The following is a 20452-nucleotide window of genomic DNA, read 5'->3' on the forward strand; positions in this document are numbered from 1 at the left end:
TCAGCCTGTCAGAACAAGACCCATTCTCCCACAGCGGGACATGGGAAACCGCCCCAATCTTGCCGGCGTAGATATGCATCGATGGGTCCGCCGCCCCTCTCATCGCGCTGCCCTGCGCAGGTCGAGGGTGAAGGGAAACTCCCCCTTGCTTTCCTCGGGCGGAACCGCCGGCCAGCCAGGGCTGTGCCCGATGGGCTCGAAGCGGGCGAGCCGCCGGGCCTGCGCCTCGTAGGCGTTGACCGGGAAGGTTTCGTAATTGCGCCCGCCGGGATGGGCGACGTGATAGGTGCAGCCGCCGAGCGAACGGTTCGACCAGGTATCGATGACATCGAAGGTCAGCGGCGCATGCACCGGAATGGTCGGATGCAGGCCGGAGGCGGGTTGCCAAGCCTTGAAGCGCAGGCCGGCCACGGCTTCTCCGGCTCGGCCGGTGGCGTTCATCGGCAAGCGCCGACCATTGCAGGCGATGACATGGCGGGCGGGATTGAAGCCTTCGACCTTGACCTGCAGCCGCTCGGTTGAACTATCCACGTATCGTACCGTCCCCCCGGCAAGGCCTTCCTCGCCCAGCACATGCCAGGGTTCGAGGGCCTGACGCACTTCCAGACCAACCCCTTCATAATCGACCTTGCCGTAGAACGGGAAGCGGAATTCGAGCTGCGCCTGATACCAGACCGGATCGAAGGCGTAACCGGCGCGGGCGAGATCGGCGAGCACGTCCTGGAAATCGGCCCAGACGAAATGGGGCAGCATGAAGCGATCATGCAACTGGGTGCCCCAGCGCACGAAGGAACCTTCCTGCGGCTCGCGCCAGAACCAGGCGACCAGCGCCCGCAACAGCAATTGCTGGGCCAGCGACATGCGGTAGTCCGGCGGCATCTCGAAGGAGCGAAACTCGATCAGGCCAAGCCGGCCGGTGGCGGAATCCGGCGAATAGAGCTTGTCGATGCAGATTTCAGCACGATGCGTGTTGCCGGAGACGTCGACCAGCAGGTTGCGGAAGAGACGGTCGACCAGCCAGGGTGGCGGCAGGTCGTCAGCGGAACGACCGGCGGAATTGCCGCCATGCGGTCCGCGTACCCGCTCCATGGCGATCTCGAGTTCGTAGAGGCTATCATGCCGCGCCTCGTCGATGCGCGGGGCCTGGCTGGTTGGTCCGATGAACAGGCCCGAGAACATATAGGACAGGCAGGGATGGCGCTGCCAGTAGAGCACGATGCTCTTGAGCAAATCGGGTCGCCGGAGGAAGGGGCTGTCGGCGGGCGTGACGCCGCCGAGCACGACATGGTTGCCGCCTCCGGTCCCGACATGGCGCCCGTCGATCATGAATTTGTCCGCCCCGAGCCGGCTGAGCCGGGCCTCCTCATAGATGGTGGAGGTGATCGCCACCGTCTCGGCCCAGGAGGCGCCGGGCTGGATATTGACTTCGATCACGCCGGGATCGGGCGTGACCTTGATCATCTGGATGCGCGGATCATGGGGCGGCGGATAGCCTTCGATGTGGACGGTGAGGCCGTTGGCCTCGGCCGTCTCCTCCGCGACCGCCAGCAATTCCAGATAGTCCTCGATGCTCTCAACGGGCGGCATGAATACGCACAGCACGCCGTCGCGCATCTCGAAGGTCAAGGCCGTGCGCACCACGCCGGTGCCGAATTCCTGGTCCACCTGCGCCTGCTGGCGGAGGCTGCCATTCTTGCTTGCGCTGGCCCGCCGCGGCTGACGCGCCAATTCGGCCCGGTCCGGCAATTCGCCGCGCGGCACCGTCGGATCGACCGGATGCACATGCGGAAAGGCCTTGGGCGGCACGTGAGGCAGGCTCGACAAGGGGAGCCGATAGCCGGCGGGGGAATCGCCCGGCACCAGGAAGAGCTTGCCCCGGCGCATGCGCCAGAGTTCGCTGACCCAGCCATCGCGTCGTTCGGCGTTCCAGCGCTGCACAGGCAGGACATAGGCGGCCGGCTGGTCGAGGCCGCGATCGAAAACCCGGGCGATACGAGCGCGATCCTCGGGATCGGCGAGCTTGGACTCCATCGGATCGACATTGTCGGGAAGCTGGGCCTCCTGCAGAATCCAGTGGGCGGCATCCTCAAAGGCCGGCATTGCATAGGCAGGCTCGATCCCCAGGCGTTCGGCCATCCCCTCGGCGAGGATCCGCATCGGCGCGGGATCGAAGACCTTGCGGATCGGGTGCTTGCCGTTCGGACCGTTCGCGGGCTTCGGCTCGCGGGCGATGAGCTCGGCATTCTGCCAGATCGGTTTGCCGTCCTTGCGCCAATAGAGCGAAAAGGCCCAGCGCGGCAGGGACTCGCCCGGATACCATTTGCCCTGGCCGTAATGCAGGAAGCCCCCGGGCGCAAAGGCCGCGCGCAAGCGGCGGATCAGCGTATCGGCGAGACCGCGCTTGGTCGGGCCGACGGCGCCCGTATTCCATTCCTCCCCCTGATAGTCGTCTATGGAGACGAAAGTGGGCTCACCCCCCAGCGTCAGGCGCACGTCCTGCTTGACGAGGTCGGCTTCGACCTCCTGTCCGAGCGCATCGAGTTCGCGCCAGGATTCGTCGGAGAAGGGGAAGGTCACGCGCGGGGATTCGGCGATGCGCCGCACCGGCATCTCGAAGGAGAACTGGCTCTCGACCGGCCCGGTGGCGCTCAGCGCACCGCTGATCGGGGCAGCCGAGGCATAATGGGGCGTGGCGGCCAGCGGAATATGGCCTTCACCCGTCAGCAGCCCGGAGGTGGCATCCATGCCGATCCAGCCCGCGCCCGGCAGATAGACCTCGGCCCAGGCATGCAGATCAGCGAAATCGGCATCGACGCCGCGCGGGCCGTCGAGCGCCTTGAGATCGTGGGTGAGCTGGATCGAATAGCCCGAGACGAAACGGGCGGCGAGACCAAGCCGGCGCAGGACCTGCACCAGCAGCCAGGCGCTGTCTCGGCAGGAGCCCGAGCGCAAGGCCAGCGTTTCCTCCGGCGCCTGCACGCCCGGCTCCATACGGATGGTATAGGCGACCTCGCGCTGCAGGCGCTGGTTGAGCTCGACCAGGAAGTCGACGACCTGAAGCCCCTTCATCTCGATCGAGGCCATGAAGGCAGCCAGCCCCTCGCCCGCCGGCTCGATCTCCAGATAGGGCGCAAGCTCATGCGCCAGCTCGGCGGGATAGGCAAAGGGCAGATGGCTGGCGTAATCCTCCACGAAGAAATCGAAGGGATTGACCACCGAGAAATCAGCAACGAGGTCGACCTCGATCTGAAAGCGGGTCGCCGGCTCGGGAAAGACGAAGCGGGCGAGCCAGTTGCCGTGCGGATCCTGCTGCCAATTGATGAAATGATGGGCAGGCTCGACCTTCAGCGCGTAGCTGACGATGCGCGTTCGAGAATGCGGGGCAGGCCGGAGCCGGACGATCTGGGGAGACAGGATCACCGGACGGTCATAGTCGTAGGTCGTGCGGTGATAGAGGGCGGCAACGATCGACAAGGCGAGACCCCTAACCAAGAGATGGCTGCAGCGTATCGGTTTGCCCTCGAACTAGGCAAGCCTATTCAGAAGGCAGAGCACGGCCATCATTGCCCAATCCGGGCCCTTCGAGTGCGAGACTCAGCCACGATTTTTTAACGGGAGCAAGGTAAGCAGGCCAAGAGGCGCCCTTTTGGAGGCACCCTTTTGGCTACGCCCTTTCGGTCGAGGAATATCATCATGAAGCGTCCGGCGTCCGGTTTCGCCGCTCTCTTGCTCTGCCTGTCCGCCGTCTGCGCGAGCGCGCTGCCGGCACAGGCCACCACCTTGCCGGTCTACCAGTACAAGCTGTTCTGCCAGCAGCTCGGCAAGGGAAACCCCGTGATGATCCAGAACTGCGAGACGCAGGAAATCATGTCCTACAACCAATTGCGCCGGATCTGGCGCGCTCCGCCCGCCGCCGAGGTGCAGGACCGCTGCTTTTCCCGCCACCAGCCCGCGCCGCGCACGGGGCTGGGCTCCTATGTGAAATTCCTCAACTGCATCACCACCAATACGGGTCACGGCTGAGCGGGGACGAGGCGATATTTGCGGGTGCAGGGCCGTCTTGCACGTTCTTCCTTCCCGCAAGCGCTGTGTTTCCAAGAACGGGCAAGATGCCCGTGCACCCGGATTTCAGTCCGCGCGCGCCAGCAAGTCCCCATCACGACCGAAAATGGCGATGTCGAGGCTGATTTCGGCATCGCGCAGCACGGTGGCCGCCGTCCGCAGGGCGTGACGAGCCACCAGAGGCGGCAGATCGAGGCCCGCCTCCCCGGCGATCTCCAGGGCTTCGATCGCGGTATTGGCCTGCGAGACGCGGTAGGCCGTCTCGCCATCGCCGCCCAGTTCCTCCACCCGCTCCGCCAGCCAGCGCAGATCGACCGGGCCGGCGCGTGAATGGAGATCCAGCAGGCCCTGGCCCAGCTTGGTGATCTTGGCAAAGCCACCGGCCACGGTGACGCGCAGCACCGGATGCACCCTGAGATATTTCAGCATGCCGCCGACGAAATCCCCCATGTCAATGAGCGCGATCTCCGGAAGGCCGTAGAGCCTGGCTACGGCCTCCTCGGAGGCCGCCCCAGTGGCGCCGGCGACATGATCAAGCCCGGCCCCGCGCGCCACGTCGATGCCGCGGTGGATCGAATGGATCCAGGCCGAGCAGGAAAAGGGCACGACGATGCCGGTCGTGCCCAGCACGGAAAGGCCGCCGACGATGCCGAGCCGGCCGTTCAGGGTCTTGCGCGCGATCGCCTCTCCATCGGCGATGGCGACGGTCACCTCGACATCCCCGGCGGCGCCATGCGCCGCCGCAATTTCGGCAATGGCGGCGGCGATCATGCTGCGCGGCCCGGGATTGATGGCTGGCTCGCCCACCGGCAGGGGCAGCCCCGGCCGGGTGACGGTTCCCACCCCCTCCCCCGCCCGGAAGGTGACACCCGTCCCCGGCGCAGCCGGACGAACCGTCGATGTGACCAGGGCGCCGTGGGTGACGTCGGGATCATCCCCCGCATCCTTGACGATGGTGGCGCAGGCCCACCCCTCGCCGCGTTCATGCCTGGCCAAAGTAAAAGCGGGTCGCTCGCCCCGCGGCAGCGTGATCACGACCGGATCGGGAAACTCCTCGCCGAGCAGTGCCGCATAGGCGGCCTTCGCGGCCGCCGCGGCGCAGGCGCCGGTGGTCCAGCCGTAGCGCAGAGGGGATGAGGGGTCACGCAAGACAGGAACCCAGCGAGATCATCAGTTTGACCGTCGCCAAAGTCATGATCCGACGACGGGACGGCAACGTCGACATTCGCCGTTTTGCCAGTCCCAGTCCACTTTGCCAATCCAGGGCGCATTCGGCCAGTGCAATTAATTGCAATCCCGGTTATGTCAGCGCTACTGCGACCTGAAACGGGATCCCTTTGATGACTGCCACTCTCGTGCTCTGCCGCCATGGCCAAAGCGACTGGAACCTCAAGAACCTGTTCACCGGCTGGCGTGATCCCGGCCTGACGGAGAAGGGCGTGGCCGAGGCGCACGAGGCGGGGCGCCGTCTCAGGGCTCTCGGGCTCAAGGCCGACATCGCCTTCACCTCCGTGCTGTCGCGCGCCCAGCACACCACCAAGATCATCCTCGGCGAACTCGGCCAGGACGGCCTGGAGACCATCAACGACCAGGCGCTCAACGAGCGCGACTATGGCGATCTCTCCGGCCTCAACAAGGACGAGGCTCGCGTGAAGTTCGGCGAGGAGCAGGTGCATATCTGGCGCCGTTCCTACGACGTGCCGCCGCCCGGCGGCGAGAGCCTGAAGGACACGGCGGCGCGCGTGCTGCCCTATTACATCCATCGCATCCAGCCCCAGGTGATGGCCGGCAAGACCGTGCTGGTCGGCGCCCATGGCAATTCGTTGCGCGCTTTGATCATGGCACTGGAAGGTCTGACGGGCGAGGAGATCGTCAAGCGCGAACTCGATACCGGCGTGCCGATCGTCTACCGCCTGAACCCGGACACCACGATCGCCAGCAAGCAGGAACTGAAGGGATAACCGGTGTGCCCGCCTGTGCGCCCTTATCGCGGCGTCTGCTCGATTGGGAACGAAAGAAGCACCAACCCTTGTCATGCCCGGGCTTGACCCGGGCATCCAGCGCCTCTTATTGACCATCTCGGAACAAGGACTGGATTGCCGGGTCACGCCCGGCAATGACAAAGGTAGAGCCGATATAAGTATCGTTGCACGAGACTACGTGCCTGTTTGAAGACCGGCCCGTTGCAACATTGGGCAGGAAGCCTGCAAGACCATCATGATCATTGCCTCCCCCTCCGACTATCGTGCCGCCGCCAGGCGCAAGCTGCCGCGCTTCATGTTCGACTATGTCGACGGCGGCGCCTATGCCGAGCGCACGCTGCGGGCCAATGTCAGCGATCTCGAAGGGATCAGCCTCAGGCAGCGCATCCTCAAGAATGTCGAGAAGCTGAGCCTGGAGACCGAGATCTTCGGGCGCAAATTCGCCATGCCGGTGATCCTCGCCCCGGTCGGCATCACCGGCATGCTGGCGCGCCGCGGCGAGGTGCAGGTGGCCAAGGCCGCCGCCGCCAAGGGCATCGCCATGACGCTCTCCACCGTTTCGATCTGCCCGATCGAGGAGGTGGTACCGGCAAGCCCTGCCCCAATCTGGTTCCAGCTCTATGTGCTGCGCGACCGTGGCTTCATGAAGAACGCCCTGGAGCGCGCCCAGGCCTCCGGCATCACCACGCTGGTCTTCACCGTCGACATGCCCACCCCGGGCGCCCGCTATCGCGACCCGCATTCGGGCATGTCGGGGCCTTTCGGCCCGCAGCGGCGCATCCTGCAGTCGATGTTCAAGCCGCAATGGGCCCTCGATGTCGGGATGATGGGCAAGCCGCACGATCTCGGCAACGTCTCGCGCTATCTCGGCAAGCCCACGGGCCTGGCCGACTATATCGGTTGGCTCGCCAAGAATTTCGATCCCTCGATCAGTTGGTCGGACCTCGAATGGATCCGCGAATTCTGGAAGGGACCGATGATCATCAAGGGGATTCTCGACCCCGAGGATGCCCGTGATGCCGTCACCTTCGGGGCCGATGGCATCGTGGTCTCCAACCATGGCGGACGCCAGCTCGACGGCGTGCTCTCCAGCGCCCGCGCCCTGCCGGCGATTGCCGACGCCGTCGGCGGCGACCTCACCGTGCTGGCCGACTCAGGCATCCGATCCGGCCTCGACGTGGTGCGCATGCTCGCCCTGGGCGCCAAGGGCGTCATGCTCGGCCGCGCCTTCGCCTATGCGCTGGCGAGCGCCGGCCAGGCCGGCGTCGAGAATCTGCTCGACATCATCGCCAAGGAAATGCGGGTGGCAATGACCCTGACCGGGGTGGAGCGCATCGACCAGATCGGCCGCAGCAGCCTGGCATAAGCCTTGGAGCGCGGACATCGCCCCATGACTTCATGGGGCTGAGATGTCCGCGCTCCGTGCTTTACGCAGCCCCGCTGCGCACCCGTCCGCCTTCCCAGCCCAGCATGGCCTGCTTGCGCGTCAGGCCCCAATGATAACCGGTCAATTCGCCGGAGCGACCGATCACGCGGTGACAGGGCACGACGAAGGAAAGCGGGTTCTTGCCCACCGCCGCGCCCACGGCACGCGAGGCCTTGGGATTGCCGATATGGCTGGCGATATCGCCATAGGTGGTGGCCCGGCCCATCGGGATGTTCAAGAGCGTACGCCAGACGCGGACTTCGAAATCGGTGCCGATCATCACTACGTTGAGCGGCCTGTCGGCCTGCCAGCGGCTCGGATCGAAGATGCGACCGGCATAGGGCGCCGTCACCATCGAATCCTCGCGCAGTTCCGCGTTGGGCCAGCGCTTGCGCATATCGGCCAGCGCAACGGCCTCCTCGCCTGGATCGGCGAAGGCGACACCGGCGAGCCCGAGCGGGGCCACCATCACCAGTGCCGTGCCGAAGGGCGAGGGATGGAAGCCATAGGAGATGGTCAGGCCCGCCCCGCCAGTCTTGAAGGCGCCGGGCGTCATCGCCTCATGGGTCACGAACAGATCATGCAGTCGCGCCGGGCCGGACAGGCCGAGCTCATAGGTGGCATCCAGGATCGAGGCGGAGTCGCGCAGGAGGTCGCGGGCCCGGTCGAGCGTTACCGCCGCCAGGAAATCCTTGGGCGTGATGCCGGCCCAACGCCGGAAGAGATGGTGGAAATGCGAGACCGACAGGCCGACATGACCGGCAATGTCCTCGAGCGAGGGCTGGTGCTGCGCCTTCCTGGTGATATAGGCGACCGCCTTGCGGATGCGATCATAGTCCTCGGGCGAATTGGCAAGGGGCGAAGCCAGCGGCACTTCGGCAAAATCGGGCAGGGTTATCGACATGGAACCTCTCCAGGCACAATTACTTGTACCCTGGATAGACCTGCTTCAACGGGCTTCCCACCCGAAAGCTGCGATGGGGCTGTCAGACGCGCCGGGCCTTGTTCAGAGCCCGGGAGAAGGCATCCGCAAAATCGCCCTTCTCGGAAGCACCGAGGAAGCGGGCGATTTCCACCTCGCGGCCACGCTGCACCAAAGCGAGGCGCATCACGCCGAACTCCTCGTGCTCGTCGCGCTGCAGCCGCACCCAGCGCGGGTTGAAGATCCACTCCCGGCGCTGTCCCTTGGGATCGATGCGCGAGAACAACAGCCGGACTGGCGTCAGCAGCACGTGTTCGCGCAGCCTGGCCCCCCGATAATTGAGCTTGAACATCACATAGAGCAGGCCGACATCGAGCCCGAAAAAGCCGACCACCGGCCAGGCTCCCATCATGTAGAAGGGGATGGAGAGCAGCGTCGAGGCAAAGCCGACCACGACGAGGAGGTTGCGAAAACCCCGCGGCCCGAGCGAGCGATGCGGGTAGAGCACCGCGTCGAAGACCGGCTCTTCCAAGGCCACCCCCGAGGATATCTCCAAGGGTGCTTCTTGGCGCTTTTCCTGGGGCATTTTCGGGTTGGCGCTTTGCATGGCGGCCTACTATAAGCCTTTCATGCCCCGCCGCCAGACTCAAATCCCCACCCTGTCCGTTGCCTCCCCTGCGACAAAATCGGCAGGCCGGACCAAGGCGAAGGCCAATGCCGCCGCAGCCTCCGCCGGCACCCAGCGCGCAGCTTTGCCGCAGTCCGAGATCACCGAGATCTTCCGGCGCTTTTCGCAGGCAATGCCCGAGCCCAAGGGCGAGCTCGACTATGTCAACGCCTATACGCTGCTGGTGGCGGTGGTGCTTTCGGCCCAGGCGACCGACGTCGGCGTCAACAAGGCGACCAAGGCGCTGTTCGCCATCGCCGACACGCCGAAGAAGATGATCGCCCTCGGCGAGGAACAACTGATTGGCCATATCAAGACCATCGGCCTGTTCCGCACCAAGGCCAGGAACGTCATCGCCCTCTCCCGGCTGCTGGTGGACGAGCATGGCGGCGAGGTGCCTGTCACCCGCGAGATTCTCGAAACCCTGCCGGGCGTCGGCCGCAAGACGGCCAATGTCGTGCTCAACATCGCTTTCGGCCTGCCGACCATCGCCGTGGACACCCATCTCTTCCGGGTCGCCAACCGCACCGGCCTCGCGCCCGGCAAGACGCCGCTGGCGGTGGAATTGGGCTTGGAGAAGGTGGTGCCGGCGACCTATGCGCGCCATGCCCATCACTGGCTCATCCTGCATGGACGCTATGTCTGCAAGGCGATCAAGCCCGCCTGCCCCGCCTGCCTGATCCGCGACATCTGCCTGTTCGAGGACAAGACGACGGCGTGATGCCCGGGGGATTCAACCTGGACACCAGGCCCGCCCTCAAAATACACGCATCAGTTGAATCAGCATATTTTTGTGGCGCTTCGGCGATTTCAGGACTTCTATGGCCAATGGGGGGCTTCCTTGGCGACGTTCATTGCGTCGATCCAAGCAAATGGCGCTGCGGAAATGGCCAAGACTATCCTTTCCCTGCGGCCAACCGATGGTCATAAGGGAGAAATCGCTTGCCTCTCAGTTCACAGCAGAAAAAGACTGTCCTTGCTTCCTTCCTGGGCTGGACCCTCGACGCCTTCGATTTCTTCCTCCTGACCTTCCTGCTCACGGATATCGCCGCGGAATTCCAGGTCGGCGTTCCCGCCGTTTCCGAAGCCTTGTTCTTCACCCTGGCGACCCGTTTCATCGGCGCCTTCATCTTCGGCAGGCTCGCTGACAAATTCGGACGCAAGCCGATCCTCATGCTCAACATCGTCAGCTATTCGGTGATCGGTGCCCTGGCGGCCTTTTCGCCCAATCTCATGGTGTTCCTCATTCTGCGCGCCATCTTCGGCATTGCCATGGGCGGCGAATGGGGCCTCGGTAGCTCACTCGCCATGGAATCGATCCCGCCATCGGCCCGCGGCATGGTTTCCGGCCTGCTCCAGGCCGGCTATCCGACCGGCTACCTCCTGGCGGCAATCGTCTATGGCCTGATCTACGGCCAGAACATCGGTGGCCATGTGGTCGGCTGGCGCACCATGTTCCTTCTCAGCTTCCTGCCGGCGCTGATCGTGCTCTTCATCCGGTCGCATGTTCCGGAATCACCGGCTTTCACCGAGGCCAAGGACCAGGCGAAGCCCGGCCTCATGGAAACTCTAAGCCGGCATTGGGGCATCGCCCTCTATGCCGTGGTGCTGATGATGTTCTTCAACTTCTTCAGCCACGGCACACAGGATCTCTATCCGACCTTCCTGAAGAAGCAGCACGGTTTCGATGCTCATACGGTGAGCTGGATTACGATCGTCGCCAATATCGGCGCCATTATCGGCGGCCTATTTTTCGGAGCCTTGTCCGAGAGGATCGGTCGCGTCAACGCTATCACCATCGCCTGCTTGATTGCGCTACCTTCTCTCTCGTTGTGGGCGTATAGCACCACGCCCGCGATGCTCGCCATTGGCGCCTTCATCATGCAGATCTCGGTGCAGGGCGCCTGGGGCGTCATTCCGGTGCATCTCAACGAACTGTCGCCGGGCTCCGTGCGGGCGACGCTACCCGGCTTCATCTATCAGGCCGGCAATCTCGCTGCGTCCTATGGCGGCCCCTACCAGGCCGGCATCGCCGAAGCGCCCGGCAACAGTTACGGCTATGCACTGGCCCTTTTCGCAGGCGTCGTCGCCGTCTGCATCATAGTCGTCATTCGCTTCAGCCCGGAACGGCGCGGGCAGGTGATGACCGTGCTCGAATAGCACGCGTTTCGCGATGGATCTTCCGGGACCGCCGGCATCCCTGCCGGCTCTTCCTTTCCCGCGCGCACAACGGTTCCGAGAGCCGGCAATCGCGACATGCATGCATGCCGCTGAGATGCCGGCGGTCCCAGGAGCGTCTCAGCCCGCTTTCGGATTGACGCCTCGCGCGCGGCATCCTATCTGCCTGACATGGCCATCAAACCGATCATCATCCTGCCCGATTCAAAGCTCCGCCTCGTCTCCGCGCCGATCGAGCGCGTCGATGCGGAACTGCTCCAGCTCGCCGACGACATGCTGGAAACCATGTATGACGCGCCCGGCATCGGCTTGGCAGCGATTCAGATCGCCGTGCCGCGCCGCTTGGTGGTCATCGACCTTGCCAAGGAAGACGAGCCGCCGGAACCGCATGTCTTCATCAATCCGGAGATCGTGTGGTCGTCGGAGGAGCGCAGCGTCTACGAGGAAGGGTGCCTCTCCATCCCCGACTATTATGCCGAGGTCGAGCGCCCGGCAACGGTGCGCGTCGCCTATATCGACCGCGAGGGCAGACAAGCCGAACTGGAGGCCGATGGGCTGATGGCGACCTGCCTGCAGCACGAGATCGACCATCTCAACGGCGAATTGTTCATCGATCACATTTCCAAGCTCAAGCGCGACATGGTGATCCGCAAGTTCACCAAGGCGGTCAAGACCGGCGAACTGCCGCAGTTCAAGCGGGAAAAGCGCGAGCGCGAAGCTCCCCGTCCGGCGGAAGGCTGAGGCCTTGCGCGTCGTCTTCATGGGCACGCCGGATTTCGCCCGCCCCGTGCTGGCCGAGATCCTCAGCCAGGGCCACGAGGTCGTTGCGGTCTATACGCGGCCGCCAGCTCCGGCCGGCCGCGGCATGGCCCTGGCGCCCTCGCCAGTGCACAGACTGGCCGAAGGCTTCGGCATTCCAGTATTCACGCCCAAGAGCTTCCGCGACGAGGAGGTGATCGCCACCTTCGCCGGCCTCGGCGCCGATGTCGCCGTTGTGGTCGCCTATGGCCTGATCCTGCCCAAGGCGGCCCTGGAGGCCCCGGCGGAAGGCTGCCTCAATTTGCACGCCTCGCTGCTGCCGCGTTGGCGCGGTGCCGCGCCGATCCAGCGCGCCCTCATGGCCGGCGACAGCAAGACCGGCGTGATGGTGATGCGCATGGAAGAAGGCCTCGATACCGGCCCTGTCGCGCTGGCTGACACCGTCGAGATCGAGCCGGACATGACGGCCGGCGAGTTGCATGACCGCCTCTCCCTGCTCGGCGCCGACCTGATGGCCCGGGCGCTCGGCGCCCTCTCGCGCGGCACGCTCACCTTCACGGCCCAGAGCGAAGAGGGCGTGACCTACGCCCGCAAGATCGACAAGGCCGAGGCCCGCATCGACTGGTCGCGCCCGGCCGAAGAAGTCCATAATCACATTTGCGGTCTTTCTCCCTTCCCCGGCGCCTGGTTTGAAGCCGATTGGGGCCAGGGCCCGCAGCGGGTGAAAGCGCTGCACGCCGCGCGCGCCGAGGGTTATGGCGTGCCCGGCACGCTGCTCGACGACGAATTGACGGTCGCCTGCGGCACCGGCGCGATCCGCCTTCTCCAGGTCCAGCGCGCCGGCAAGACCCCGATGGGCGCCGCCGAATTCCTCAAGGGCGCGCCGCTGGTGCAAGGGTCGCGGCTGGCGTGACCGGCCGGCTTCTGCGCGCCAGCACGGTCGCCAGGTGATCGAGCGCGGCGCACAGACACCAATAGACCGCACCGACGAACAGGAAGATCTCGCTTGGATAGACCATCGCCCTGTTGTTCACCTGTGTCGCGACGAAGGAAAGCTCCGGCACGCCGATCACATAGGCGAGCGAGGTATCCTTCACCAATGCCGTCCACTGATTGACGAAAGAAGGTGCCATGGCGCGCAGCGCCTGCGGCAGGACGATCAGGCCGAGAATGCGCCAGCGCCCGAGGCCGAGGGCAAGGCCGGCCTCCCATTGGCCGGGGCCGATGCTGCCGATTCCCGCCGCGACGGCATGGGAAAGGTAGGCGCCCGATATCAGCGACAGGGCCATGACTACCGTGCCGATCTCGGGCGCCGAAATCCCCAGCAGGATCGGCAGCAGGAAATAGCTCCAGAAGATCAGCATGATCACCGGAATAGCGCGGAAGAAGCCGATGACGACCACCAGCACCGTCTTCGCCGGCCCCCGGCTCATGGCAAGGGCGATGCCGAGCACCAACCCGAGCCCTGCCGAGACGATAGCCGAGAGCACCGACAGGATAAGGGTGAGCGCCAATCCGCCGATCGGCCCCACGGGCCACGCGCCGACCAGCAGATAATCGAGATTGTCCCAGACGACCGCGAAATTCATGCTCGCCCCGCTGCCCCATTGAAGCGGCGGCTGCGCGCCACGGCTTGGCCCGCCGCTTCGGTGAGGGCGACGGCACCGACATACAGCAGCGTCGCCACGCCGAAGGCCTGGAAGGTGAGGAACGTCTCGGTCTCGACCTGGCGCGCCGCATAGGACAGTTCGGCAAGGCCGATTGCCATGGTGAGAGACGAATTCTTGATGGTGTTGAGATACTGGCCAACCATCGGCAGCCAGGCGATGCGGACCGCCTGGGGCAGCACCACCAGGAGGAAAACGAGCTGCGGCGTGAGGCCGAGCGCCAACGCCGTTTCGCGCTGCGCCGGGGCCACGCCATTGATGCCGGCGCGCAGTTCCTCGGCGATATAGGCACCGGCATAAAGCGTCAGGGCAAAGAAGCCCGCCAACGTCTCGAAGGCAGGCCAGCCGAGCCGCACGACACCGAGCTCGACGACATGCGGCGTGTTCAGCCAGGTCATCAGTCCTGCCGGCATCAGCGCGGAGGCGCCGAAATACCAGAAGAACAACTGCACGAGCAGCGGCGTGTTGCGGATGATGCTGACATAGACAGTCGCAATTGCCCTTGCCAGTCGGTTTTCGGCGAGTTGCAGGCCGCACACCACGACGCCGAGCGCAGAGCTGGCGATGCACACCGCCAACGATAAAGCCAAAGTGATGCCGAAACCCTGGATCAGCCAGACCAGATAGCGCAGCGCCATGGGCTCGCCGAATATGCCCATTTTGTTTTCCTCAAACGATCGAACGCAAAAAGCCGCGCGGGGGACCCGCGCGGTGTCGGAAACTTTCAAGCAATGTCAGGGAACTAGCTCTTGTCGCCGATCTTGAACAAGCGGGCCAGAGGCTGCGCCGATTTCGGGCCGAACCAGACATCGTAGATGCTGGCCGCCTTGCCGTTCGCCTCGAGCTCGACCAGCGTCTGGTTCACCACCTCGACCAGGCGCTTCTCACCCTTTGGAATACCGACGCCGATATAGTCGTTGGAGATGGTGAAGGAGGGGATCTCGTAATTCTCCTTGTCGGGCACATTGGCCAGCAGGCCAATCAGCTTGGGGCCGTCCTGGGTGATGGCCTGGACATTGCCGTTGCGCAGGGCGGTGAAGGCGAAGGGCGTATCGTCGAAGGAGACCACGACGGCCTTGGGGAAATCGCGGCGCAGCACGATCTCGTTGGTCGTGCCCTTGTCGGCGCCGATGCGCAGGCCGTTGAGCTGGTCGGGCGAGGAGAGCGTACCCTTCTTGGCCAAGAACTGCTGGCCGGATGAGAAATAGGGAATTGAGAAATCGAGCTGCTTGGCGCGCTCCTCGGTGATGGTGAAATTGGCCAGCACGAGGTCGACCTTGCCGGAGGTGAGCAGCGGAATGCGGTTGGCCGGGTTGGTGGGACGCACTTCCAGCTTCACGCCGAGCTTGTCGGCAAGAGCCTTGGCATAATCGACGTCGAGGCCGGCAATCTGCTTGGTCTTCGGGTCGACGAAGCCGAAGGGTGGATTGGCGTCGAAGGCCGCGACCCTGAGGACGCCGGCCTGCTTGATGTCGTCGAGGCGGTCGGCATGGGCAACGCCGACCGCGCCGGCGGCCAGGAGGGTGGCAAGTACGAATGTCGCAAATCTGCGCATGTCACGATGTCCGTTGGAAATATTTTGAATTCGCGGCGGCCGGGCGGGGCCGGCTGTCGCGAGACCACCAAGGCATTTGGTGCTTTGGCTCATCTTCAATTATTAGTCTATAAAATCAATAGAAAAAATATATTGAATTTGTGACCTGTCGATACCTCCTGGCACGGACAGCGATCGCCCGGGATCTCAGCAGTGCCTTCCGCACCCGATGGCGGGTAAAACCTCACATACTGGTGACTCTCGTGCCCGATTGGCGTAGAGGCCTGACTTCAGCAACGAAGTACCCGAATGCCGCGTTACAAGCTCCTGATCGAATATGACGGCACGCCCTATGTCGGCTGGCAGGCCCAGGCCAATGGCCGATCCGCGCAGCAGGCGATCGAGGAGGCCATTCTGGCTTTCACCGGCCAGACCCTGCGCATCCAGGGGGCCGGCCGTACCGATGCCGGCGTGCATGCCACCGGGCAGGTTGCCTCGGTGATGCTGGCCAAGGATTGGAGTACGGACAGGGTGCGCGATGCCCTCAACGCCCATCTCACTCTGCAGGACGACTATGTCACCATCCTGGCCGTCGAGCAGATGCCTGACAGTTTCGATGCCCGCTTTTCCGCCAAGGGTCGCCGCTATCTCTATCGTCTGATCGACCGCCGTCCGCCTCTGGCGCTGGAGCGCCACCGTGCCTGGCACATCCGCAAGGCCCTGGACGCCGAGGGCATGCATCATGCCGCGCAGGGCCTGATCGGCCATCACGACTTTACCACCTTCCGCTCGGCCGACTGCCAGGCCCAGAGCCCGATGAAGACGCTCGACCGCCTCGACGTGGCGCGCGTGGGCGACGAGATCCATGTCGTCGCCACTGCCCGCTCCTTCCTGCACAACCAGGTCCGCTCGATGGTGGGATCGTTGCGCAGGGTCGGCTCCGGCGACTGGAGCAAGGCGGATCTGGTCGGTGTGCTGGAAGCGCGCGACCGTACCCGCTGTGCCGCGCTGGCACCGCCGCATGGGCTCTATCTCACCGGCGTCGATTACTGATCTCCCTCCGCGACAGCAGCGGAGCTGGTTCAGAATCGGATCCGATGTTGTAGGAAACTCGCGCCCCTTTCTGGCACGATGCTCAAGCTGCGAGGCCGTCCGTGATCACCTGTCATCTGAAATATGTCATCGACCCCTGGAAGGTCGACGCCTTCGAAGCCTATGCGAAAGCCTGGATTCCCGTGGTCAATCGCATGGGTGGTACGCATCACGGCTATTTCCTGCCGCATGAAGGCGCCAGCGACATCGCCTACGCCCTGTTCAGTTTTCCCAGCCTGGCCGCCTATGAGGATTACCGCCGGCGCCTGGCCGTGGATCCGGAATGCCAGGCCATCCTGGCTGAGGAAAAGCAGATCCGCAGCATCCTGCGCTATGAACGCAACTTCCTGCGACCGGTCCTGGGCTGACGTCACGGCCTCATGCACTTCGCATAGGAATTGGAGCGGACGAGCGATCCGTCCTGATCGCATCTTGCTCCAGGGAACAGGAGGTCCCGGTGGATCTGGAGGCCCAGCGCGCCCTGATGCTCAGCGGCGCCGTGTATAACGACCTGACACCCGAACTGATCGCGGCTCGTGCCAAGGCGGTCGAACGCACCGACGCCTATCACCGGAGCATTGGCGAGCCGGCCGGAGTGCGCGAGGCCATCCTGAGGTCACTCCTGAAATCGGTCGGCCCGGGCGCTCTGTTCGAGCCGAGCTTTCGCTGCGAGTTCGGCTTCAACATCAGCCTCGGGCGCTCCTTCTACGCCAATTTCGACTGCGTGATTCTCGATGGCGGTGGCGTCGAGATCGGAGATCATGTGCTGTTCGGGCCACGGGTCGGCATTTACACCGCCAATCATGCCATCGATCCGATCGAGCGGGCCGCCGGCGCCTGCCAGGCCAAACCGGTGCGGATCGGCAACCGGGTCTGGATCGGCGCCGGCGTCCATATCAATCCAGGCGTGAGCATTGGCGACAATGCCATCATCGGATCGGGCAGCGTGGTGACCCGCGACATCCCGCCAAACGTGATTGCCGCCGGCGTTCCAGCCCAGATCATCCGCACTATCACCGAGGCCGATCGCACGGGCTTCAGGTCCTGACATGGCCGTTGCATTTCGATGGCAGATCTGCCTCGCAATGCGGTCTTACGACCCGACAGCTAGACGCCGGCCTTCGGCTTACGTCCGGCCAATAGCGCACGCAATCCGGCCTTGCGATCGATGGCGCCAAACAACCAGCAAAGGACGAGGTAGAATATCAGGCCGCCGCCGCAGAGAAGGGCCAGCGCCGCCACCCGTAGCGCCAAGGGCTGCCCGGAGATCAGCCAGCTCGCCATCACCTGCGCCACTCCATAAACGGCGGCCAGCATCAGGATAGCGGCGGCCACGATCCTGGGCAGTCGCAAACGGGCAGACGGATCGAGTTGCAGAAGTCCGCCTTGCCAAGTCACCAGGAGCAGCAGGACGAGGTTGATCCAGCCTGACGCCGCGGCGGCGACGGCGATGCCGGTCTGGCGCCAGACTGGAAAGAGGGCCAGGGACAGGATCACGTCGGCGCTCGCGCCGATCAGGGCGATCACGAAAGGCAGGCGCATGCGGGCACGCGCGAAGAACAGCGGCTGCAATACCTTGGCCCCGGCGAAGGCCGGCAGGCCGGCCGCAAAACCCGCCAGGGCCCAGGCGGTGGCGCTGCTGTCGCTGGCTGTGAAGGCGCCGCGCTCGAACAGCACGGAGACGATGGGACCGGCCAGAATGATCAAGGCCAAGCCAGCGGGCAGGCTGAGAAAAGCTGCGAATTCGACCGCCCGGCTCAGGATGCCGCTCTCGGCTTGCCGGTCGCCTCGGGTGCTGGCCCGGGCGAGTTCCGGCAGCAAGGCATTGCCGAGCGCCACCGCAATGATGCCCAATGGAAGCTGGTAGAGGCGGTCGGCATAATAGAGCCAGGTGACGGCGCCGGGATCGGCCGAGGCCACGATCAGGCCGATGAAGGCATTGACCTGCGTCGCCCCCGCCGTCAGCACGCCGGGCAGCGCCAGCAGGAAAAAGCGCCGGACCGCGGGGGTCCAGCGGGGCCTGACCAGGCGCAACCGCAGGCCGGCCCGATGCAGCGCAAAGAAGACCAGAGCGCCCTGAGCGAGGCCGCCGATGAAGATAGACCAGGCCAGCAGGCGCGCCAGGGCCTCCTGGTCGAGCTGAACCAGCAAGGGCGCGCCGAGCAGGGTGGCGATGGTGACGACATTGACGAGGGCCGGCGCATAGGCGGCGGCCGTAAAGCGGCCGTTGACGTTGAGTACCGCCGAGGCCACCACCATCACGGCCGTTGCCAGGCAATAGGTGAAGGTTATGCGCGACAGGGCGACGGCGAGGTCGACACGACCGCCCCCCTTCCCGAAGCCAGGTGCGATCAGTTCGATCAACAGCGGCATCGCCATGAAAGCCAGGGCCGAGAGCAGGAAGAAGACGAGGGCGACCTGGGTGAAGACCTGGTCGGAAAAGGCCCCGCCCTCGCCTCGGCGCTCCGCCTCGGCATGCAAGGGCACGAAAGCCGTGTTCACCGCCCCTTCGGCAAACAGCCGGCGCATCAGGCTGGGCAGGCGGAAGGCGACCACGAAGGCATCCGCCACCGGCCCGGCGCCAAGCGCCGCCGCCACCATGGTGTCACGGATGAAACCGAGAATGCGGGAGGCGAGGGTGGCGAATCCAACCGAGGCAGCGTTACGCAGGAAGGCCATCAGAACTCCGAACGACAGCGACGGCAGCGGTTGCATCGCAACTCTTTCTTGCCGCAACGCAACACATCGCTATAGTCCGCGCCGCAAAACAGAGATACTGCATGCCCAAATCCCCTTCCAGCGCGAAACCTCGTTTCGACGTTCTCACCATCGGCAACGCCATTGTCGATGTCTTTGCCCAGACCGAAGACGATTTCCTGGTCCGCGAAGGCCTCGCCAAGGGCGCCATGATCCTCACCAGCGAGGAACGGGCCGACCATCTTTACGCCGCCATGGGCCAGAGCGTCGAGATTTCGGGCGGATCGGCTGCCAACACGGCCGTGGGTGTCGCTTCCCTGGGCGGCAAAACCGCCTATTTCGGCAAGGTGAAGCAGGACGAGGCCGGCAAGGTCTTTACCCATGACCTGCGCGCCCAAAGCACGCATTTCCAGACGGTGCCGCTGAGCGAGGGGCCCTCGACCGCCAAGAGCTTCATCTTCATCACGCCCGATGGCGAGCGCACGATGAACACCTATCTCGGCGCCTGCCACCTGCTCGGGCCCGCCGATATCGAAGAAGACGTCGTGCAGGGCGCCGCAATCACCTATATGGAAGGCTATCTGTGGGATCCCCAGGATGCCAAGGACGCCTTCCTGAAAGCCGCCGACATCGCCCACAAGGCCGGGCGGCGCGTGGCGATTACCCTGTCCGACTCCTTCTGCGTCGACCGTTTCCGCGGCGAGTTCCTCGATCTCATGCGTTCGGGCGTGGTTGATACCGTGTTCGCCAACACCCAGGAGATCAAGTCGCTCTACGAGACCTCCGACTTCGAGACGGCCCTTGCCCAGGTCGAGAAGGATTGCCGCCTCGCCATCGTGACGCGGTCGGAAGACGGCGCGCTGGCGATCGAGGGCGGCACGCGCGTCTCCGTACCGGCTTTCCCGATCGACAAGCTCGTCGATACCACCGGCGCCGGCGATCTCTTCGCCTCGGGCTTCCTGTTCGGCCTCGCCCGCGGCCTGCCGCATCTGGCCTCGCTCAAGCTGGGCGCACTGGCCGCCGCCGAGGTGATCCAGCATGTCGGCGCCCGCCCGCAGACCAATCTGCGGGTGATGGCCCAGGAAAATGGTCTTCTCTGACGAGAGCCAAAGCATCATCGAGAAAAGCCGGAGGGCTTTTCTCGAGCAGCGTCAGGCCTTGTAGAGGCGCAGCGGCGAGACCTTTTCGCGCTGGATGACGCCTCTCGCTTCGAGGTCGAGTTGCGCGGCCTTGACCCGCCAGCCTGCCTTAGCGCCGTTGGGATAGAGATCCTGCGGCAGCAAAGCAGGCACCCCGTCCTGGACCTGCGCCACGGTCAGGCCGGGCTTGCTATCCGGCAGAAAGGCCAGCATTGCCGCATACAGGACTGCATCCGCCGGCCGGCCCTTGCCAGGGTGATTGACGTTCAACAGCTCGATCCTGCTTGCATTCGTCATGATTGAATCCTCCCGCTTGCGACGTCCTTC

20 protein-coding genes are annotated in these 20452 nt (G+C 64.6%); 11 read left to right on the plus strand and 9 right to left on the minus strand.

The genetic code is table 11. The annotated features are described in order from the left end of the window. Window positions 1-99 precede the first annotated feature (99 nt). Complete coding sequence (locus ACN6KF_RS18880) at window positions 100-3474, minus strand: transglutaminase family protein (RefSeq protein ID WP_434958322.1); 3375 nt, start codon at window positions 3472-3474, stop codon at window positions 100-102. A gap of 219 nt (window positions 3475-3693) precedes the next feature. Between ACN6KF_RS18880 and ACN6KF_RS18885 the strand changes: the two genes are divergently transcribed. Further along, on the plus strand, window positions 3694-4023 hold the full coding sequence (locus ACN6KF_RS18885; protein ID WP_434958323.1) for a hypothetical protein: 330 nt from the start codon (window positions 3694-3696) through the stop codon (window positions 4021-4023). A gap of 105 nt (window positions 4024-4128) precedes the next feature. Here the strand turns inward: ACN6KF_RS18885 and ACN6KF_RS18890 are convergent, their stop codons facing one another. Then, the gene (locus ACN6KF_RS18890) at window positions 4129-5211 is read right to left on the minus strand and encodes a cobalt-precorrin-5B (C(1))-methyltransferase (RefSeq protein ID WP_434958324.1); all 1083 of its coding nucleotides are present in this window, start codon (window positions 5209-5211) and stop codon (window positions 4129-4131) included. Between the two features lie 191 nt (window positions 5212-5402). On the opposite strand from ACN6KF_RS18890, the gene ACN6KF_RS18895 reads away from it, so the two are divergent. After that, complete coding sequence (locus tag ACN6KF_RS18895) at window positions 5403-6023, plus strand: 2,3-bisphosphoglycerate-dependent phosphoglycerate mutase (protein WP_434958325.1); 621 nt, start codon at window positions 5403-5405, stop codon at window positions 6021-6023. 256 nt (window positions 6024-6279) lie between these two features. Then, window positions 6280-7410 (plus strand): FMN-dependent L-lactate dehydrogenase LldD, encoded by a 1131-nt coding sequence (lldD, locus tag ACN6KF_RS18900; protein ID WP_434958326.1) that lies wholly within the window; start codon window positions 6280-6282, stop codon window positions 7408-7410. A 61-nt stretch (window positions 7411-7471) separates the two neighbouring features. Here lldD and ACN6KF_RS18905 read toward each other — a convergent pair whose 3' ends face one another. Then, window positions 7472-8374, minus strand: a complete 903-nt coding sequence (locus tag ACN6KF_RS18905; protein ID WP_434958327.1) for a methylated-DNA--[protein]-cysteine S-methyltransferase — start codon at window positions 8372-8374, stop codon at window positions 7472-7474. Between the two features lie 82 nt (window positions 8375-8456). Then, window positions 8457-8948 carry a DUF2244 domain-containing protein gene (locus tag ACN6KF_RS18910; protein ID WP_434958328.1) on the minus strand — a complete coding sequence of 164 codons (492 nt, stop codon included), beginning with the start codon at window positions 8946-8948 and terminating at the stop codon, window positions 8457-8459. A gap of 49 nt (window positions 8949-8997) precedes the next feature. Between ACN6KF_RS18910 and nth the strand changes: the two genes are divergently transcribed. From nth to fmt, 4 genes are all read left to right on the plus strand, one after another. Next, entirely contained in the window at window positions 8998-9780 is a 783-nt protein-coding gene (gene nth, locus ACN6KF_RS18915) for an endonuclease III (RefSeq protein ID WP_434958329.1), read from the plus strand. 221 nt (window positions 9781-10001) lie between these two features. After that, the gene (locus ACN6KF_RS18920; protein ID WP_434958330.1) at window positions 10002-11219 is read left to right on the plus strand and encodes an MFS transporter; all 1218 of its coding nucleotides are present in this window, start codon (window positions 10002-10004) and stop codon (window positions 11217-11219) included. A gap of 189 nt (window positions 11220-11408) precedes the next feature. Beyond that, the gene (gene def / locus ACN6KF_RS18925) at window positions 11409-11978 is read left to right on the plus strand and encodes a peptide deformylase (RefSeq protein WP_434958331.1); all 570 of its coding nucleotides are present in this window, start codon (window positions 11409-11411) and stop codon (window positions 11976-11978) included. A 19-nt stretch (window positions 11979-11997) separates the two neighbouring features. Then, entirely contained in the window at window positions 11998-12909 is a 912-nt protein-coding gene (fmt, locus tag ACN6KF_RS18930; RefSeq protein WP_434959707.1) for a methionyl-tRNA formyltransferase, read from the plus strand. On the opposite strand, the gene ACN6KF_RS18935 is transcribed toward fmt, so the two are convergent. The 3 genes from ACN6KF_RS18935 to ACN6KF_RS18945 all read right to left on the minus strand — a co-directional run bounded on the left by ACN6KF_RS18935 (window position 12869) and on the right by ACN6KF_RS18945 (window position 15218). Further along, a complete protein-coding gene (locus ACN6KF_RS18935) occupies window positions 12869-13585 on the minus strand; it encodes an amino acid ABC transporter permease (RefSeq protein WP_434958332.1) in 717 nt (238 codons plus the stop codon). The two genes, fmt and ACN6KF_RS18935, sit on opposite strands and share 41 nt — an antisense overlap. Beyond that, window positions 13582-14322: an amino acid ABC transporter permease gene (locus ACN6KF_RS18940; protein ID WP_434958333.1), complete on the minus strand. Its 741-nt coding sequence runs from the start codon at window positions 14320-14322 to the stop codon at window positions 13582-13584. Before ACN6KF_RS18940 ends, ACN6KF_RS18935 begins: the two co-directional genes overlap by 4 nt. An 83-nt stretch (window positions 14323-14405) precedes the next feature. Next, a complete protein-coding gene (locus ACN6KF_RS18945) occupies window positions 14406-15218 on the minus strand; it encodes an ABC transporter substrate-binding protein (RefSeq protein ID WP_434958334.1) in 813 nt (270 codons plus the stop codon). Window positions 15219-15506: 288 nt separating this feature from the next. Between ACN6KF_RS18945 and truA the strand changes: the two genes are divergently transcribed. The 3 genes from truA (at window position 15507) to ACN6KF_RS18960 (ending at window position 17337) form a co-directional block, all read left to right on the plus strand. Further along, the gene (gene truA / locus ACN6KF_RS18950; RefSeq protein ID WP_434958335.1) at window positions 15507-16250 is read left to right on the plus strand and encodes a tRNA pseudouridine(38-40) synthase TruA; all 744 of its coding nucleotides are present in this window, start codon (window positions 15507-15509) and stop codon (window positions 16248-16250) included. A gap of 101 nt (window positions 16251-16351) precedes the next feature. Continuing rightward, window positions 16352-16657, plus strand: coding sequence for an NIPSNAP family protein (locus tag ACN6KF_RS18955; RefSeq protein WP_434958336.1), 306 nt, complete (start codon window positions 16352-16354; stop codon window positions 16655-16657). Window positions 16658-16746: 89 nt separating this feature from the next. Then, entirely contained in the window at window positions 16747-17337 is a 591-nt protein-coding gene (locus ACN6KF_RS18960) for a sugar O-acetyltransferase (protein ID WP_434958337.1), read from the plus strand. Between the two features lie 59 nt (window positions 17338-17396). Here ACN6KF_RS18960 and murJ read toward each other — a convergent pair whose 3' ends face one another. After that, window positions 17397-18968 carry a murein biosynthesis integral membrane protein MurJ gene (gene murJ / locus ACN6KF_RS18965; RefSeq protein ID WP_434958338.1) on the minus strand — a complete coding sequence of 524 codons (1572 nt, stop codon included), beginning with the start codon at window positions 18966-18968 and terminating at the stop codon, window positions 17397-17399. Window positions 18969-19069: 101 nt separating this feature from the next. Between murJ and ACN6KF_RS18970 the strand changes: the two genes are divergently transcribed. Next, on the plus strand, window positions 19070-20086 hold the full coding sequence (locus ACN6KF_RS18970; RefSeq protein WP_434958339.1) for an adenosine kinase: 1017 nt from the start codon (window positions 19070-19072) through the stop codon (window positions 20084-20086). A 51-nt stretch (window positions 20087-20137) separates the two neighbouring features. On the opposite strand, the gene ACN6KF_RS18975 is transcribed toward ACN6KF_RS18970, so the two are convergent. Next, entirely contained in the window at window positions 20138-20422 is a 285-nt protein-coding gene (locus tag ACN6KF_RS18975; RefSeq protein WP_434958340.1) for a DUF6958 family protein, read from the minus strand. Between the last annotated feature and the right edge of the window lie 30 nt (window positions 20423-20452).

This window comes from Labrys methylaminiphilus subsp. lupini (assembly GCF_051161885.1).
Lineage (GTDB): Bacteria > Pseudomonadota > Alphaproteobacteria > Rhizobiales > Labraceae > Labrys.